At 58.9% G+C, this 17,610-nt stretch carries 9 protein-coding genes and 3 pseudogenes; 3 read left to right on the forward strand and 9 right to left on the reverse strand.

Features of this window, described 5'->3' with window-relative positions; all coding sequences use genetic code 11:
* The 3 genes from NMG46_RS30095 to NMG46_RS29035 all read right to left on the reverse strand — a co-directional run.
* The coding region (locus tag NMG46_RS30095; protein ID WP_368389331.1) for an ABC transporter permease subunit at nt 1-451 on the reverse strand (451 nt) is incomplete at its 3' end.
* Nucleotides 387-1,232, reverse strand: coding sequence for an ectoine/hydroxyectoine ABC transporter substrate-binding protein EhuB (ehuB, locus tag NMG46_RS29030; protein ID WP_128286278.1), 846 nt, complete (start codon nt 1,230-1,232; stop codon nt 387-389). The genes ehuB and NMG46_RS30095, both read right to left, overlap by 65 nt.
* Before the next feature lie 186 nt (nt 1,233-1,418).
* Entirely contained in the window at nt 1,419-2,597 is a 1,179-nt protein-coding gene (locus NMG46_RS29035) for a M24 family metallopeptidase (protein WP_254820714.1), read from the reverse strand.
* Between the two features lie 711 nt (nt 2,598-3,308).
* On the opposite strand from NMG46_RS29035, the gene NMG46_RS29040 reads away from it, so the two are divergent.
* On the forward strand, nt 3,309-5,804 hold the full coding sequence (locus NMG46_RS29040; RefSeq protein WP_254820715.1) for an FAD-dependent oxidoreductase: 2,496 nt from the start codon (nt 3,309-3,311) through the stop codon (nt 5,802-5,804).
* A 500-nt stretch (nt 5,805-6,304) separates the two neighbouring features.
* On the opposite strand, the pseudogene NMG46_RS29045 reads toward NMG46_RS29040, so the two are convergent.
* From NMG46_RS29045 to NMG46_RS29055, 3 genes and pseudogenes are all read right to left on the reverse strand, one after another.
* A pseudogene (locus NMG46_RS29045) lies at nt 6,305-7,247 on the reverse strand (IS481 family transposase).
* Nucleotides 7,248-7,392: 145 nt separating this feature from the next.
* The gene (locus NMG46_RS29050; RefSeq protein ID WP_254820716.1) at nt 7,393-8,556 is read right to left on the reverse strand and encodes a M20 aminoacylase family protein; all 1,164 of its coding nucleotides are present in this window, start codon (nt 8,554-8,556) and stop codon (nt 7,393-7,395) included.
* Nucleotides 8,557-8,897: 341 nt separating this feature from the next.
* The gene (locus NMG46_RS29055; RefSeq protein WP_254820717.1) at nt 8,898-10,607 is read right to left on the reverse strand and encodes a GMC family oxidoreductase; all 1,710 of its coding nucleotides are present in this window, start codon (nt 10,605-10,607) and stop codon (nt 8,898-8,900) included.
* Nucleotides 10,608-11,129: 522 nt separating this feature from the next.
* Here NMG46_RS29055 and NMG46_RS29060 point away from each other — a divergent pair.
* Nucleotides 11,130-11,988, forward strand: a pseudogene (locus tag NMG46_RS29060) (site-specific integrase).
* A 12-nt stretch (nt 11,989-12,000) separates the two neighbouring features.
* A pseudogene (locus NMG46_RS29065) lies at nt 12,001-13,162 on the forward strand (IS91 family transposase).
* Between the two features lie 463 nt (nt 13,163-13,625).
* Here NMG46_RS29065 and NMG46_RS29070 read toward each other — a convergent pair.
* The 3 genes from NMG46_RS29070 to NMG46_RS29080 form a co-directional block, all read right to left on the reverse strand.
* Nucleotides 13,626-14,906 carry an FAD-binding oxidoreductase gene (locus NMG46_RS29070; RefSeq protein ID WP_254820718.1) on the reverse strand — a complete coding sequence of 427 codons (1,281 nt, stop codon included), beginning with the start codon at nt 14,904-14,906 and terminating at the stop codon, nt 13,626-13,628.
* A gap of 353 nt (nt 14,907-15,259) precedes the next feature.
* Nucleotides 15,260-16,603: an acetyl-CoA carboxylase biotin carboxylase subunit family protein gene (locus NMG46_RS29075; protein ID WP_254820719.1), complete on the reverse strand. Its 1,344-nt coding sequence runs from the start codon at nt 16,601-16,603 to the stop codon at nt 15,260-15,262.
* A gap of 845 nt (nt 16,604-17,448) precedes the next feature.
* The coding region (locus NMG46_RS29080) for an aldehyde dehydrogenase family protein (protein ID WP_254820720.1) at nt 17,449-17,610 on the reverse strand (162 nt) is incomplete at its 5' end.

Genomic DNA, 17,610 nt, shown 5'->3' on the forward strand with positions numbered 1-17,610 from the left:
TGGCGCCGCGGACAATCTCGGCGCCATAGGCACCGATATTGAGGCCGACGGATATGTAGCCGGCGGTGAAGTTCGGAAGCGTTATACCAAACAGCGGCAACACGAAGAAAATCCAATATAGCTGCACTAGCAGCGACGTTCCGCGGAAGATCTCTATGTATACAACGCTAACACTCCGGATAGGCCACTTGCTCGACAGTTTGCCGATGCCTGCGGCCCCGGCGGCAGCTACAGCGACCAGCGTAGCAAGCAAGAATTGCGCGCATGTGACCAAGGTCCCCTGTAAGAGCGCCTGGCCATAGTTTTGGAGAAACTCCAAGATTGACATTCGCCATCCTGCGTCAGACACGGCCGGGAGGCAAGCCTCCGGTCGTGTCTGGGCGGGGTCAGCGGTTGGCGCAAACCCATTCCGCACTCTTGTCATTTGGTAGCAGCTTTGCGTCGTAGCCATAAGGCTCGACAGCCTTCATCATCTCGGGCGTACCGATGTATTTTTTCTGAGCCTCGTTGAACTTCTCCACAAAGTCCTTGTCCGACTCTCGGAAGGCTATGCTGACCCAGTTTTGAGTTGATTCCGGCATTGCATCCGGGTCGGTTACGTCAAGTTTTCCACCCGATTTGCCAGCCACAGATCGAGACAACAGGTATCCCGATGCCCCGGCATCTGCTCGTCCCGCCTCGACCGCGGCAAGAATTTCTGTCTGTCCCGGCACTTGCATGATTTGATCTTCCGGAACTCCTGCCTTTTTCGCTTGCTCTATATTGCTATATCCTATGCCGGTCACCATAGTCGCCCCCTTGGCTGCGATATCTGCATAATTGTGCAGCCCTTTAGGATTGCCAGCTTTGACGATAAGCGCGTCGGTCACTTTCGCCAAAGGCTCGGAAAATGTAACGCTTTGGCACCTTGATTTAAGGATGTAGAGCCCACCCGTAGCCATATCAAACCGTCCAGACTGCAGTCCGGGTATAAGTCCGCCCCAATCTGTTACGACGGTCTCTACGTTTTCGTAGCCCATCTGCTTAAGGACGCCGAGAGTAATCGCGTTTACAAACCCTACTGGGTGACCATTACTGTCCGGAAAGGCGAACGGCTCTTCGTTCGCGAAGCCGATGCGGATGGACTTGCCGCTGGCGATACGGTCGGTTAGTTCTCCTGCGTGGGCCTGAAAAGCGGCAAGCGCCACGGCAAGGCCCAAGCCAGCCGCAATGTATGAAAGTCTGATCTTCATTTCTCGTTCCCTTCTTATTTGTTGAATTATCCAGCAGCCCGGAATGAGCGTTTCCAGCTTTGTAGAAGCGTCTTTTTTTTTGCAGAAGCTGATCTCCTATTTCGTTGAGTAACAAATCGGTGTTGGGCGATTGCCGCATAGTCCGGGTCCGTCAAGGCGTTATTCGAAAAGTTGATGGGCTAATAATCAGTCGATAACGACCAAGCGGCGCTCCACATCGCAGAAGCGCTGGCCGCCCTTCGCTGTGACCACGAAAGGTTCTGAGATCGCTGCGCCAAAATCGTCGAGCCACACTCCGGATTGGAAGTGGAAGCACATTCCTTCCTGCAATAGCGTTGTTTCACCCGCGCGGATGCTGATAGTGCGTTCGCCCCAGTCCGGCGGGTAGCCAACACCGATTGAGTAGCCGACGCGGCTGTCTTTGCTGTAGCCATTCCGTTTCAGTGTACGTTGGAACACGGCGGCTACCTCTTCGACGGCCACGCCCGGCTTGGCCGCTTCGAGTGCGAGGTCGCCGCCTTCAACGATCACGGAGGCCAGACGCGAGATTTCTTGTGGCGGCGGTCCGACGTGAATTGTGCGGGTCAGGGGCGCGTTATAGTGGCGACGTGCCGCGCCAAGCTCCATCACCACTAGCGCTGACTCGGGGATCGCCTGGCCCGTCCATGTGAGGTGGCAAGTGCTCGTCCCCTCACCAATCTGGATTAGGGGACACAGACCAGTGTAGTCGCCGAACTTGCCCTCACCCAAAATCTGATTGCGGTAAATGTCCCCTACGACCTCATAGTCGCGAACCCCCGGCTTGAGCTTCGCAATCGCCTCTCGCATAGTTCTGCTAATGATACGACCCGCCTCTCGCATATAGACGAGCTCGGCTTCTGACTTGACGAGCCTCGCCCAGTTTACAAGTTCCCGACTGTCCGAGATCTTCGCATTAGGCAGGCCTCTAACGAGGTGCTGATGGGCCCGCGCGGTGTAGTAGTGAGTGTCGAGCTCGACGCCGATGCGATCGGAGCCCCACCCTTTGGAATTGATGAGCCCGCACAAATCATCGAAAGGATGATTTTCCGGATGGTGAACCAAAGTCTCCGCGAATCCGAAGATGTTCTCGGCCGGCAAGTTTGTTGTAACGGTAGCCGATTTTGCGTCGATCGGGCGCCCGAACCAAAGAGGCATATCCTCGTTGACATGGACTAGCACTGCCTGCGGCGTGTAGAAGGACCAACTGTCGTAGCCCGTAAGCCAGTACATATTGGCTGGATCCTGGCAGATGAGGAGATCAAGACCAGCTTTTTGCATCCGCTTCTTCGTGTCGTGGGCGCGCCAGTCGAACTCCTCACGCAGAAAAGGTTTTTGGTAGCTCATGCATATGATCCTTCTCGAAATTGAGCATGTGCGCTCTTGAGTTCGCCCAAGCTCGTGCGGCCCAGGACGACCGCAGGCGACGCCCGGAAAACTTGATGTCCATTCTCGCACGTCCCAGTTTGCTTGTGTTGCGGGTGCTCAGGCGAGCATTTGTCTCAAGGCATTCTCAGTCAAATGCAGTGTTTATATTGGCATCATCTCGCTTCGAGATGCCGGGGCCTGCAGACAAGAAATTGCGCGTTGAAGAATGCCGCTGGCTTCGACTAAAGACGCCCATGTCACCTGACGCTGGGCCATCTGCACCCATCGTGCCCATATGGATTTTGTCTTCGGCTTGGGCACCGGCGCTTACGACAATCATGGCGGCGCGGGGCAGCCGCTATGCTGGGAACCACTGCCCAAGGTCCTGATATTTATAAGGGCGCCGGTTCCCTCGACCCCTGTCGGCACGTGCTTGGGTGCCGATCTCGGCGCGTTCCCGCTCCAGAGTCACCATCCGATTGTGTTGCACGGCGGCCCTTCAAGTCATCACCACCATTTACCCTGGTGCATTCTGCTGGAGTCACGCTGCATTGGGCCGCCTCACGACGCAGAAATACTGCACTCCTGGTATGCAGATCAGCGGAAATCAGAGCATATCTGACAATATTTTATTGGCCACGACCAGTCCGCCTTAGCCCGCGCTTTCGCCCAAGCTCCAACAGGTTTCCAATGGCCAGCAAAGTACCATCGCATGTCGAATACGTTGTCATCGGAGGCGGCATTATCGGCCTCTCGATAGCCTATCACCTGACACGTCTCGGCCACCGGGACGTTCTGCTTCTGGAGCGCGACCAACTGACATGCGGCACGACCTGGCATGCTGCGGGCCTGGTGACGCAACTCCGCGCCAACGAGACCATGGCAAAGCTCGCTCAATACTCTGCGGATCTGTTCAGGGACCTCGAAAATCTAACCGGTCAGGCAACTGGTTTTCGGCAAACCGGCTCCATCACTGTCGCCGCGACCCAGGACCGCCTTGAAGAGCTTAAGCGCGGGTCTTCGATGGGCCGCTCGTTTGGCCTGGACGTGGAGATGATAAGCGCTGCGGAAGCCCAACGCCGCGTTCCATTGCTCGATGTCAGTGATGTCCTGGGGGCAGCATGGATCGCTTCCGACGGGATGACCAACGCTATCGATACCGCCCGTGCTTTCGCAACTGGGGCGAGGCAGGGTGGAGCAACGATCCTTGAGCGGACACCCGTCACACGCATCCTCGTCGAGAAGGGCCGTTTTGTCGGCGTGGAAACCAGTCAGGGAACGGTCCGAGCTGAACGGGCGGTCATCTGCACCGGCCTATGGACGCGGAATATAGCTGCTGAACTTAACTGGTCGGTGCCATTGCAGGCTGCCGAGCATTTCTATGTTGTCACCGAGGCGATTTTCGACCTACCCCATGACCTACCGACGATCCGCGATATGGACGCGCGCGTATATGCAAAGGCAGACGCCGGGAAATTGCTCGTAGGTTTCTTCGAGGCCAATGGCAAACCTTGGGGCATGAACGGCATCCCCCAGGATTTCAGCTTCGATTCGTTGCCCGAAGATTTCGACCACATCGAACCGTATCTCTCTGCGGCCATCGAGCGCATGCCCGTCCTGGCAAATGTCGGCCTCCAACTGAATTTCAACGGCCCTGAGAGCTTCACGCCTGATAACCGCTTCCACCTCGGGCCATCACCTGAAATTCAAGGTCTGTATGTCGCCTCTGGATTCAATTCCTGCGGTATCGAATCCTCGGGTGGTGCGGGCAAGGTCATGGCAGAGTGGATGTCGACAGGCTTGCCAGCGGGAGACTGCTGGGAGATGGACGTCCGGCGGTCAATGCCCTTCCAGCGGAACAGGCGGTATCTTTACGACCGCACGGTGGAGGCGGTCGGCAACCTCTGGTCGCTTCATTTGCCGCATAAGTCGCCGAAGACGGCACGCAACGTCCGCGTATCCCCCCTGCACGATCGCTTGTCCGCGGTCGGCGCGAATTTCGGTGAAAGTGCTGGTTGGGAACGCGTTCAATGGTTTGGTGCACCTGGATCCCCAAATGAAAGCCATGCAACCTATCGCCGGGACGAATGGTTCGAGCGAAGTGGCGCGGAGCATACCGCCACCCGCTCCGGCGTCACTCTGTTCGACCAAACCTCCTTCGCGCACCTTCTGGTGCAGGGTTCGGATGCTCTTGCTCTGCTACAGTGCTTGTCCACGAACGACGTGAACGTAGCGGTCGGCCGTGTTGTCTATACGCCGTGGCTGAACGAGCGAGGCGGTATGGAGTCCGACGTCACTATCGCACGCATCAGTGACGAGGAATTTCTTGTCGTGACAGCGGCGGTCCAACGCACCCGTGATCTCGCCTGGCTGCGCTTGCATGCCAAGGGAGCCGGCCACGTCTCGGTTGCCGACGTATCATCCGGATATACCACCCTCTCCGTGATGGGTCCGCGATCGCGTGAGTTACTGGAGCGCGTCAGTCCTGCGGATTTTTCTAACGAGGCATTTCCCTTCGCAACGGCTCGTGAAATCGAGGTCGGGTATAGCCTCGCGCTCGCATTCCGGATGACCTTTGTCGGAGAGTTGGGCTGGGAACTTCACATCCCGACCGAACAAACACTAGGGGTTTACGACGCCCTGGTGGCCGCCGGTGCCGATCTCGGCCTAGGCCACGCCGGATATGTCGCTCTCAACACGCTGCGCCTGGAAGCGGGCTACCGTGACTGGGGTGCAGATGTTGGTGATGAGGACACCCCGTTGGAATCGGGACTGGGGTTCACGGTTGCCTGGGATAAGCGCGAGGATTTCATCGGACGCGCTGCACTCGAGGCCCAGCGCGGCAAACCCTTGCGCCGGCGGCTGGTCCAGCTCGCTGCCCAAGATGCCAAATCGTTGATGTTCGGGACCGAGCCTGTCTGGCGTAACGGCAGCCTTGTCGGATACCTGCGATCGGCTGGATTTGGCCACACTGTCGGCTGTGGCATCGGCATGGGATATCTCACGGCAGAAGCCGGGGTGACGGCTGATTGGCTGTCCGGAGGGTCATTCGAAATCGAGATCGCTGGGGAGCGCTATTCCGCCATAGCTTCTCTGCGACCATTCTATGACGCCGGACGCAGCCGCGTGAAGGGCGAGTGGCGTGCTGTGGAGGAGTTGGTGGCGAAAGAGCTCCTCAAGGCCTGAAAACTAGACTGCGCAATCTTGGACGACTGAGCTGCGCCTCTGGTCGACCAGCACGCGCTGCATCGGGTCGCGCATCGATTGGGGATAAGATGCCCACAGCGCGGCCCGCTATGACGTCGTTGCTACAGGCCAGCTTAACGCTGGCCTCGTTTCAACGGCCCTCAGCCAGGGCAACGGTATTTGTGCTCTGGCTGGCATAACGTGGGCGAACGGCAGCTCATGGGCTTGTCTCGCAATCGCATCGGCAATTTCGTGCAACCGTATTGGATTTTAGCGCAGTGAAGGCCGCCAAACTTATCCAGGCTTGTGAGACGCTCGGTGTCCCAGCTGTATACGCCATCCGCTTGCCATGACCCGGTTTCGGGTCGCACGCCGGCCATGCTCGGCCAGTGCGTGGATGGAGGGAACAGCCTAGTTCCTCATCTTGAATTTGCACGGCGCCGAGATTGGTCGGTCTGACGACGGAGCTGGATTGTCATGCCTCGCGATGGCGCGCCCAGTTAGCTGTTGAGCCTCAATAGGTTGTCCCGATCTAAGCCGATGCGACTGATGGGTGGTTTTGATCCTAGGCTGCCGTGAGGCCTGTGCCAATTGTACCGATGAAGCCAATGCAGCAGTTCGTCCGTGCGTTCTTGAGAGCTGTTGTAGGCTCGCGCGTAAGCCCATTCGCGCAGGCTGGTCTGGATGAAGCGTTCGGCCTTGCCATTGGTCTTGGGCGTGTATGGCCTGGTGAAGACCTGCCGCAGGCCCAGACGTTTGCAGGCTGCCCGGAAGACTTTTGACCGGTAGCAGGAGCCGTTGTCAGTCATAACGCGCTCGACCCGAATGCCCAGCTTGGCATAGTAGGCGACGGCAGCCTCCAGGAAGGCGACGGCGCTCGCCTTGCGCTCATCCGGCATGACCTGGACGAATGCGACGCGAGAGGCGTCATCAATGCAGACGTGGACAAACTCCCAGCCGATGCCGAGATGGCGGTTGACGACGCCGGTTCGCCGCCCGGTGATGCGATGCCCCACCGAGCCGATGCGGCCAAGCTTCTTGATATCGAGGTGGATGAGTTCGCCCGGATGCTCCCGTTCATAGCGGCGCACGGGTGCAGGTTCCAAGGCGCTCAGCTTGTTGAGGCCCAACCGGCGCAGAACACGGCTGACAGTCGCTGGCCTCGGCAGCGATCTGCTTGCCCGTCCAGCGCTGGCGCCGCAGCCGCTCGATCATCGCGACAATCTCTTCTGGCGTGGGCTGGCGAAGCCGGTGCGGGCGCGATGAGCGGTCGTCAAGGCCCGCCAAGCCTTCGCGCCGATATCGATCGACCCATTTTCGAACCGTTCGCGGGCAAACGCCTGCGGCTTCGGCAACGGCCTCCGGCGTCTGCCCGCTCTCGACCTGCCTTACAATTCGTTCTCGACCGTGCCGCGTAAGACGGGCATTCTTATGAACGTTCATCCGATCCTCCGGGAATCACTGAAGCTTCGACAACCTCAGTCTCCTCGGCTCGGATCGGATGGACAACCTACTGAAAGCTCACAGCTAGCAACCCTGCGTACCTATCTGAGGTGCGCGCGGGCAGAGTTTAAGAGACTATGCAGCGCTAGCAGGCCAAGCCGCCTTCCACCAAGTTGACCCAGTAGCCGATCCCGTAAGGGATTGCACTGTCGTCGAAGTCGTAGGTTGGATTGTGCAGGCCTGCGGTAGGTCCGTTGCCAAGGAATAGGAACGCGCCAGGTCGCGCCTGCAACATGTAAGAGAAGTCCTCCGAGACCATCACCGGCTTGACCTGTTCGTTGACTGCCTCTCGCCCCACAAGACCCCGCGCGGCTGCGGCGGCCAATTCGGTCGCCTCTGTGTGGTTGAACGTCAGCGGCTCGAGACGCCTGTGCCGATATTCCACTTTAGCCCCGAAAGCTGCCGCGATATTTTCAGCGCAGACCTTGATTTGTTTTTCCGCAAAATCACGCAATGCTGGCGATAGGCTCCTAACCGTTCCGCCCAGCGTCACGGAGTCAGGTATGATGTGGTAGGATTCACTTCCGGTGAATTTCGGCACTGACACAACGAGCGCTTCCGTCGGATCGAGGTTTCGGGAAACCAAGGTCTGGAGCGCCGTGATGATCTGTGCTCCGACGACCACCGGATCTATAGTAAAATGAGGCGTTGCAGCGTGTCCGCCCCGGCCTGTGACAGTGATGTCAAACTCGTCGAGGGCCGCCATAATCGATCCGTCGCGAATACCGAATTTGCCAACGTCAATACCTGGCATGTTGTGCATGCCGAAGACTTGGGAGATATTGAACCTGTCCATCAACCCTTCTTGCACCATTCGTCCGGCGCCCTGCCCGTCTTCCTCGGCGGGTTGGAAAATGAGCGCCACCGAACCCTTGAAGTCCCGAGTGGCGGAGAGATGCTTAGCAGCACCCAGCAGCATGGCGGTGTGGCCGTCATGACCGCAGGCATGCATCTTCCCTTCGATCTGGGAAGTCCAGGGCTTGCCGGTAGCCTCGACGATCGGCAGGGCGTCCATATCCGCGCGCAGGCCAATCGTCGGTCCGTCCCCGCCGGCGCCTTTGACCACCGCAACCACACCGGTCTCGGCTATGCCCGTCTCGATATGGTTTATCCCAAAGGAAGCGAGCTTTTCGGCGACGAAGCGGGCGGTGTTGTGCACGTTGTATCCGAGTTCCGGATTCTGGTGGAGGTGACGGCGCCAAGCGATAGCCTCATCATGAATATCCCGGAAATCATCGATGCTGCGCATTCTTGTCTCCTGCACCAAAAATGAGCAGCCCGCGCCTCGCGTCTGCCGGCTTGAACCACATCTGCGCAGCGGGGCTCGGCATCCTAGATGCGTGGTTCCGCGTCGCGTGTCTATCGCTGGAAAACTTCCAGGGTTGAACCCCTACAGTCAAATGCATAGTGTGTATTGACCCCATCTCGCATCGAGATGAGGCAAACTCCTCGCGTTTACGTGGGCGATAGACTTCTAGATGATCGGCGGTCAGCTGGTGTTCCCGGCTATTCGGCAAGTTCCGAACCAGCCAGATTGATAGCAAGCTGAAGTGACCGGTGTGCCTTGCGGCCGCTTGAGCTTCCAGAATTCTACTTGACCAACGACACCTTCATTGCTGCCCCGCGTTCATGAAGTATGGCGTCAGACATTTTCTCGGCGACCATAATCGTTGGGATGTTCGTATTTGCTCGCGGGCAGAATGGCATCACCGACGCATCGGCGATTCTTAAACCGGTTAGTCCATGAACGCGGCCTGTCGGATCCGTCACACTGTTCGGATCATGAGCAGATCCCATTCTGCAAGTTGAAGTGGGATGAAAATTCCCAAAAACGTTTTGTCGTACAAAGTGATCAAGAAGCTCGTCGTTATTTAGAAGGTCTGAGATGCTGCGACCATCAGTGATAGCGAATCTGATCAGGCTTCGACGAAGCGACGAGGAACTATCCATAACGGCCGCGAGCAAGGATGTGAGACCGTAGTTCAGACGGTTGTACTTGCCGATCCGCTTTGCTCGTCCAGTCCAGGTAGAAGGAAAAGGGTCGAGCGCCGTATTCGCCAAGGCCTTATGATTAATCAGTCTTGCAACGAATCGAAACGCGTTTTTCAATCTCTCCGCGTCGCGCTGGTCGCTCAACATGTCGAAGTTCACTTCTGGCTCAATGAAATGAGAGGAACTCTTGAGCGAGACAGTTCCTGTCGAATAGACTCGATTAATCCAGAAATTGAGCGTCCCTAGGCGTTTGCCAATGGGATGCCAGGCAGATTTCGCCAGAACCGAGATGGCCATATCGGTAGGCGGGCAACCGTCGTGACCGGATGAATACCGAGCATGCATCTGGATATATCCGGTCGCGGTCGGCAACATCCGATCCTCTGGCTTCAAGTACGCCGAGATGGCGACCCCGGCATGCTCCTGCAGGTTTTTTCCGACTCCTTGAATATCTGCGATGACTTGAATGCCGAGCTCTGATAAGGGTTTGGCCGGGCCAATACCGGATCGCATCAGTATTGCGGGCGAATGAATAGCGCCAGCACATAGGACCACAGTTGGTGAGCTATAGGATTGGCGACGACCGGTCTTACTCTCAGTGTCGACGCCAGTTATTTTGCGATCTAAAAGAGTTAGTTTTACGACCGTAGTTTCTGCCAAAATTGTAAGATTTGTCCGAGCGCGGACACTCTCTGGCAAATAAGCCATCGCAGCTGACACTCGGCGACGATTGAGGTTTGTTAGTGGAACAACTGAGTGGCCATCGCGGAACTCACCGTTGAAGTCAGGCCAGAAGGGTATATTTTCATCTTCAAAAGCCGTCGACACCGCGTTCACGAATCCTGACCACTCTCCTTTGTCGGCACGACTAATCGGCAACGGCCCGCTGTTGCCGTGGAAGTGATCGCGAAAGTCCAGATCGCATTCGAGTCGGCGGAAATATGGCAGGACGCCTTCCCAATCCCAACCCGTTGCCCCGGTGGAGGCCCACTCATCATAATCGGCGGGTCCACCCCGATTGGCAACTTGAGCGTTGATACTGGAGCCTCCACCTATGACTCGAGCTTGCTCATAGTGCACACGTCTGTCGCTATTTCGCGCAACGGCTGCAGTAAGTGACGGCCACTGATATCGTTGATTGTAGTAAGCGCGCGTCGGGTTCCCATCTAGAATATCATCAGGAATTTCGTTGGGGAGAAAGTCAGGCCCAGCTTCGACGAGCAGGACGTGACTACCATCGGCCGACAACCTGTTCGCCATAACGCATCCGGATGAGCCACCACCTACAATTATATAGTCAAAAAGCAACGATTCCTCCCCATCTTGCGGCAGCAAGCTAGCACAATTCTAGAGCGGAAATTTGCGAATGAGATCATTCCTGGGCAGGAAAGCCCCGATTTTTTGCAATTTCCGCAGAAACACGCGATTCTCCTGCACGCTACGAAGAGAGCGAATTCCTTCCCCTTACAGACATTAAAAGCACCCATCTTGACAGAAGCCGTGGGAAGAGTTTCCACACGCGCAATGAGCGGCAGGAGTGCTGCTCCCTTGTCTTTTCGAAGTTTCGGCTGCCAGTCTTTGCAGCCGTTTCCGGTCTTCGAGTTTCGTCAGCGCTCTGCTGAAGGATTTTGAGGCGATTGCAGTGGCGCGGCTTTTCGCGAGGCTATCTCGAGGCTGCGGCATTGCTAGCGCGTCGGACGTTCAGATTGAATCGCGAGGGATTGAACGAAGCCGCTGACGCGGCATTTTGGTGCACCGATTTGCGGATGACGCTTCTGTTTTGAAGGATTGCTGCTGTTGAAGCGCAACCTTGAGAACAGGAGCAATGAGATGGCCGAGTTGAGCCCGCTTCGCCGGCGCAAATCGAGGACATGACGATCCGCAATCTGTCGCCGGCCACGCAACGATCCTACGTGCACGCGGTAGCGAAGTTCTCCCGCTACTGTGGCCGGTCCCCGGACCGGCTTGACCTGGAGGATGTTCGCGCCTTCCAGGTGCATCTGGTCTCGACCGAAATCTCGTGGCCGGCGGTGAACCAGACGGTGTGCGCACTGCGGTTCTTTTACGGCGTGACGTTGGGTCATGCCGAGATCCCTGAGCGGATCGCCTATGCCCGCGCTCCACGCACGCTGCCGGTGGTTCTCAGCGCCGACGAGGTTGTCCGCTTTCTCGAGGCGGTGCCGAGCCTGAAGACGCGCACCGCCTTGACGACGGCTATGCCGCCGGCCTTCGCGCTTCGGAGACCGTCGGGCTGAAGGTCAGCGACATTGATAGCGAACGCGGTGTCATCCGGGTCGAGCACGGCAAGGGCGGCAAGAACCGCACCGTGATGCTGTCGGTGCAGCTTCTGCGCATCCTGCGCGTCTACTGGCGGCTGGCGAAGCCACAGGGCTGGCTGTTTCCGGGCCGGGATGCAAATCGCCCCATCGACGTTCAGGTATTGTACTCGGCCTGCCGCTCGGCGCGTGCGGCCGCCGGCATCGACAAGCGCGTGACGGTCCACACGCTCAGGCACAGCTTCGCCACGCATTTGCTGGAGAACGGCACCGACATCCGCATCATCCAGGTGCTGCTTGGTCACAACAATCTGTCCTCGACCGCGCGCTACACCAAGGTCTCGAACGGCCTCATCCGGCGCACGACAAGCCCGCTCGACCGGTTGAACATCGAAGTCGTGCCGTCGGGCTGATCGGTTCCGCCCATGTCGGCGAGACTGGAGGTGGCGGATATCTTCCGCCGCCATGGCGAGGCGTATCGGGCAGGCTCATGACGGTCATCTCGGACGCGTCGAGCGCCGCACGATGAGCGCCATCGAACTGTGCCGGACCGCCGGACTGGGCGGCCATGTCGAGGGCTGCCGGTCCTGCGGGGCGATCCGCGTGGCCTACAATTCCGTCGCAACCGGCATTGCCCCAAGTGCCAAGGAAAGACCTACCGGGAATGGCTCGCCGCGCGGCAGGACGAGCTTCTGCCGGTTCCCTACTTCCACGTGGTGTTCACGCTGCCGGCCGAGATCGCCGCAATCGCCTTCCAGAACAAGGCGGCGATGTACGCGGTCCTGTTCAAGGCGACCGCCGAGACGCTGCGCATGATCGCCGCAGATCCCAGACATCTCGGCGCCGGGATCGGTCTCATCGCGGTGCTGCACAGTTGGGGCCAGAACCTCACCTATCATCCCCACCTCCATTGCATCGTGCCGGGCGGCGGCATCTCCCTCGATGGAGGGCGTTGGGTCGCCTGCCGGCCGGGGTTCTTCCTGCCCGTGGGCGTGCTGTCGCGCCTGTTCCGCCGTCTCTTTCTGGAGGAACTCCGAGCAGATGATGAGGGTCGGCTGGGCTTCTTCGGCGATCTCGCCTACCTGGCAAAGCCTGATGCCTTTGTCTGCTTGCTCGCCGAGGCCCGCGCTAAGCCACCCGGCGGGCCGAAGCAGGTGCTGGCCTATCTCGGCCGCTACACCCATCGCGTCGCCATCGCCAATTCCCGACTGATCAGCACGGCCGACGATCGGGTCGCGTTCCGCTGGCGCGCTATCGCCATCGCGGCAAGACGAAGATCATAACGCTCGACGCGCACGAGTTCATCCGTCGCTTTCTCCTGCACACACTCCCGACGGTTTCCATCGCATCCGCCACTGCGGCTTCCTCGCCAACGGTAATCGCGTCGCCAAGCTCGACCTGTGCCACAGGCTGCTGGCCGGTTCGAAGCAGAACGAGCTCGAACCGGATGCCGAAAGCGCCGCTGTCGCCGCCGAGCGCCCTGCTATGGCGCATCGCTGCCCAAGCTGCGGAGAGCCAATGATCACGCTCGCCATCTGGCGGTGCGGCCAGGCGTCGCCGCGCCCCTTCTGGAGTGACACCTCATGACCACGCCGGGTGCGTCCACATCACCCGGTACGGTACCCGTCGCCATGCGCGCCGGCACCCCGATCCTTGTCCCGCCACACAAAGCCGCAAGCAGACAGCCCGGCGATAGAAGGCACTGGAGCCTATCCGACGGCTCGCACCACCACAGTTCCGCCTTCCACCGTGCAATCCTTCGCTATGGCCGCATCGTGAACGCTCTTCATCAGCATGGCGAAGACGATCCCGACCGCTCCTCCAGGCTACAATCCCCATAGCGCCAGATCGTCCCGCGGCTTCGTTCAATCCGGCTTGCAATGAGGTCCGACAAGCAGTCCGCCCGCTCTGTCGAGCATGCGGACCTCACAGAAGCCTCCAGATTCCAATGAGCGTGGTTCATGATTCACCTCCGTGAGGAGGTGATTTGTCAGCACTTTGAGTCACTCACAGGGCTTCGCACCGTGGACCAGCAGCTGACCCCACCGGATCAGCGCGCCGGCGGTAGATGCGCGATCTGCGCACCGAGCTCATAGTAGCCCTCTCTGATGGCCCGGAAGGAGGCGTTCTGCGCCGGGGACACGGGCAGGAACATCGCATCGAGCCGCAGCTCGCCGCTGATATGGCGGGCGAGCTCGCGGCCGAACACGGTGCCCGGCGCGATGCCTCGTCCGTTGAAGCCCGTCAGCGCGATCATGTTTTCCGCTGGGGCGTGAAGGCGTGGTAGATGGTCGTTCGTCATGCCGATCCGACCGTACCACTCATGCTCCAGCTCGACCTCACCGACCTGCGGGAAGAGCGCCCGGATACGCCGCCGTGCCCAGTTGCGATGGATCACGGTTCCGGCGCCGCGGAGCGCGCCGACGCTGCCGACGATGAGGCGGCCGGCATCATCTGTGCGAAAGGCGGTCAGCACGGTGCGGGTGTCCCATGCGCCGTGCCCTTCGGGCAGAATCGTGTGGCGAATTCTGTGGCTCAGCGGCGCAGTCGCAACATGGAAGAAGGGGAGCACCACTTGCTCGCCACGCAGCTCGGGGAAGATGCGCGACGTGTAGGTGTCGGTCGAAAGAACCGCCCACTTCGCCCGGACGGTTCCACCTTGCGTGGCGAGCCGCCAGAGGCGGCCCTCGCGCCCGATGTGCTCGACCGGGCTCGCCGTAAAGACGGTCGCGCCGGCGGCAATCGCCGCACCAGCGAGGCCGCGCACATAGGCGAGCGGTTGGATCGTCCCGGCACGCAGGTCGAGGAGGCCTCCGGGGAAGGCCGAGGTGCCTGTCTTGGCACGCGTCTCCCCGGCGTCGAGGATGTGCACCGGGGCGCCGAGCGCCTGCCACTGCCGAGCTCGCTCCGCGATCTCGGCAACGCCCTTCTTATCGGCTCCACAATGGATCGTGCCGGCCCGCTTCAGCTCGCACTGCAAGTTGTGCTTGTCGACGATCTCGAAGACGGTGCGTGGGGAATCGCGCAGCAAATTAAGCAAACGATCGCCATAGAGCGGACCGAGCGTCTCCTTGAGCGCCGAGGGCATAACCCAAAGGCCCGCATTCACCAACCCGGTGCTTCGCCCGGCGGCGCCAAAACCAATTTCGGCTGCCTCAATCACGACAACGTCCAGGCCCCGCTCGGCAAGGTGCAGCGCAGTGGACAACCCGGTGTAGCCGGCGCCGACGATCGCGACATCGGCGACGAGGTTGCCTCGCAGATTCTCCGTTGCAGGCGGCGGCGGAGCTGTCCGCTCCCAAAGCCCATGGGACCGTCTATCGTTCAGCATTCATCCGCTCTCATAAGGCTGGACGTTGGCTCAGTGCGCACACAACTCAGGACGCCCGGCAGGAGACTTAGCTCGCTGCCGGGCAGGTGCGCCTTGGGAGGAGGCGTATCTTCGCAACCGTTCTGAACCAGCCGCATCAGGCCCGCTTACAATAAGAGGACCGGACCGCTCAGAGCGCCCTTAGTGAATGTAGCGCATATAAATGGCCGATCTATTCGAATCTTCCGCGTTCACGCAGGAAATCGGCTTTGTGCGGCAACATGTGCATAAAAGCGAGGTAGGCGAGCGCGTCGGCTCTAGGAAGCAATGACGCCCGTCAGCATAATGGTCTCCTCGCGGATGGCCAATTCAACCTAGACCGCATCGTCTCCTGCACTCGATTTCACCAATATGCTGCGATGAGTACCTTTATCTGTCACCATCTCCGCACCAGGTGGAAGGTAAGGGGCCACAGCGTGTTCCGTTTCGCCAAGGGCAGAAACCGACGTGATCGACCAATCAATCAAGGCAACGGCGTGCTGAAGTATCGCGTCGGTCTGAGGGCGGCTCGGGGAAGCGGCGATGACGTGTCCGATCGTGTCTCGGTAATCGCCTTCCCTGACGATAGGTGTCTTAGGCTGAACATGCAACTTGACCTCCGAGACACCTTCTACGGCAGCCGCTCGACTAGCGCCATCAATCCAATCGAGGATGCCATCACCCTCCGGGAGGAGGAACCGAGCGCCCGCGACATGCGAACGCGTACTTCGCAAATCCGATTCTTCGCCGATAACCACTTTGATGTGCTCGGTAACTAGATCGATACCATAAACCAATTTAACCATTTGAGGACCGGGCGCGCCAGCAAGACGCGGATTGACCTCGATGACGACTGGGCCACGCCTTGTCCAGCGGAATCCAATGTTCGATGGCCCCCAGCCAAGGCTGAGAGCTTCCAAACAGCTTAGCGATACATCGGCGATACGCTGCTGCTCGACGTCAGTAAGCACCGCTGGATAGGTGCACCCACGATGGACAAAATGCGGTGGGCGACCGAAGTCAGCGCCGCCAATTCCAATGACCTCATTCCCCATTATGTCAGCCCAATAATAGGGGCCTTGTGCGAATTCTTCGACCAGTAGCCTGGGCGAAGCCCGCCATTTGTGCTTCCCGGCCAACAGATGGGTCGTATGTTTTGTTAGTTCGTCGACGTCGCGGCACAATAGGACACCGCTGCTGCCGCTGCCCACGGCAGGCTTAAGAATTACCGGGAGGTTGATTTCCGCGGCACAGCTTTGTACGTCCGCGGCGTTCGATGCTAAGCGATAGGCTGGCATAGGAACGCCGGCCTCCGCGAGGATCTGACGTTGCGTGAATTTATCGCAGCATCGTTCAATCGAACTGGGGTTCGGCCCTGGCAGAGCGAAGGATCGGCATAGCTTACCAACTGTAGCATAGGCTAACTCATCGAGACCCGTAAAGCCAGTGATGCCAGCAATATCATAAGTTGCACGCACCCGGGAACATTCGCTGATCAGGGCATCGAGGTTGTCCGTATCGACGCGGATTGTCTCCATATCGTCTGCTGCAAGATAATCGTACTGGGTTGGGTCAGCCGACAAGGTAATTGGATGAAGGCCAAGACGCTTGGCCGCTTTAACATATAGCTCACCAGTACTTCTGTTACCTTCAACCAGGTTGAGAGCTCTTTTTGTCATTACCGTCGGTCTCCGCAGTGTGCAGTGCGACGGCCTGGGAGTAAACAGGCGTCGACTTGCTGTTCGGCCTGACGTCAGCCTCCAAGAGAAGCTACCATGCTCAGCGAGCTGATCTCGCGAAGATTTTGTAAAGTTAGCTGAATGATTTGTTGCGATTTTTGACCACCCGGCTGGGATCCGGTTGGCTCTCGCTGAATAGTCGCTGGGGCGGTGCTTGCCTGTCTCCGTTTTTTTGGCCAGCAGCCGTCGGCGCGCTGATGAGGCCGTCGATGTCGCCGGCTACCGTACGCGCACTTTGACAGGACCTTCAACATCAGCAGATCACCGGTCCGCGAGCGGGCTAGATATCGACGAGGCAAAGCCAGTGGATGGAGGAGCAGGGCTCAGCGCCAATCAGCGACGCACGGATGACGCCGGGGCATCGCCTCGAGACTACTACTTAGCGGGCATGAGCACGCGACACTCCCTCGTGTCACCTTGCGCCCGATGCAGATCACGACGTCCTGGTCGATCTCGCCTAGAAAGGGGGCAAGCAGGAGACGCACTGGAATGCTTGGAATGCCCGCTCGCTGGCCGACGACACGACATGGGTAATCCTCGACCGGATGTTGTTCGTGAGGCTCAGCCGCAAGACCACCTCGATCTCGTGCGCCTGCATCCGGCTTGGTTCAATTTTTCCAAATCGCAACTACGGGTTCTCAACATTTCTGAAAGTTACGACGAGAGATACTGTGCCGGTCGGGTGCTAGGTCAGCGTTCTGGTGCGCGATGTGCCCTGTGAAGACCCCAAACCAGCATCGACGACTAAACCTCCGCCGCAAGACTTCCCGACGGCGGATTGGCGACTAGCGATAACGATCGGATCGATTCACGGCGGGCTCGCTGTTGCCCGAACCAGACAAGGGTTGTGAGATCCGGATGCCAATATTTCTGGTCTGCACGTAGCCATCAAGGGCTTCCTGACCCTTTTCCCTGCCGTAGCCAGACTTCTTCACTCCACCGAACGG

This window comes from Mesorhizobium sp. LMG 17147 (assembly GCF_024297145.1).
Lineage (GTDB): Bacteria > Pseudomonadota > Alphaproteobacteria > Rhizobiales > Rhizobiaceae > Mesorhizobium.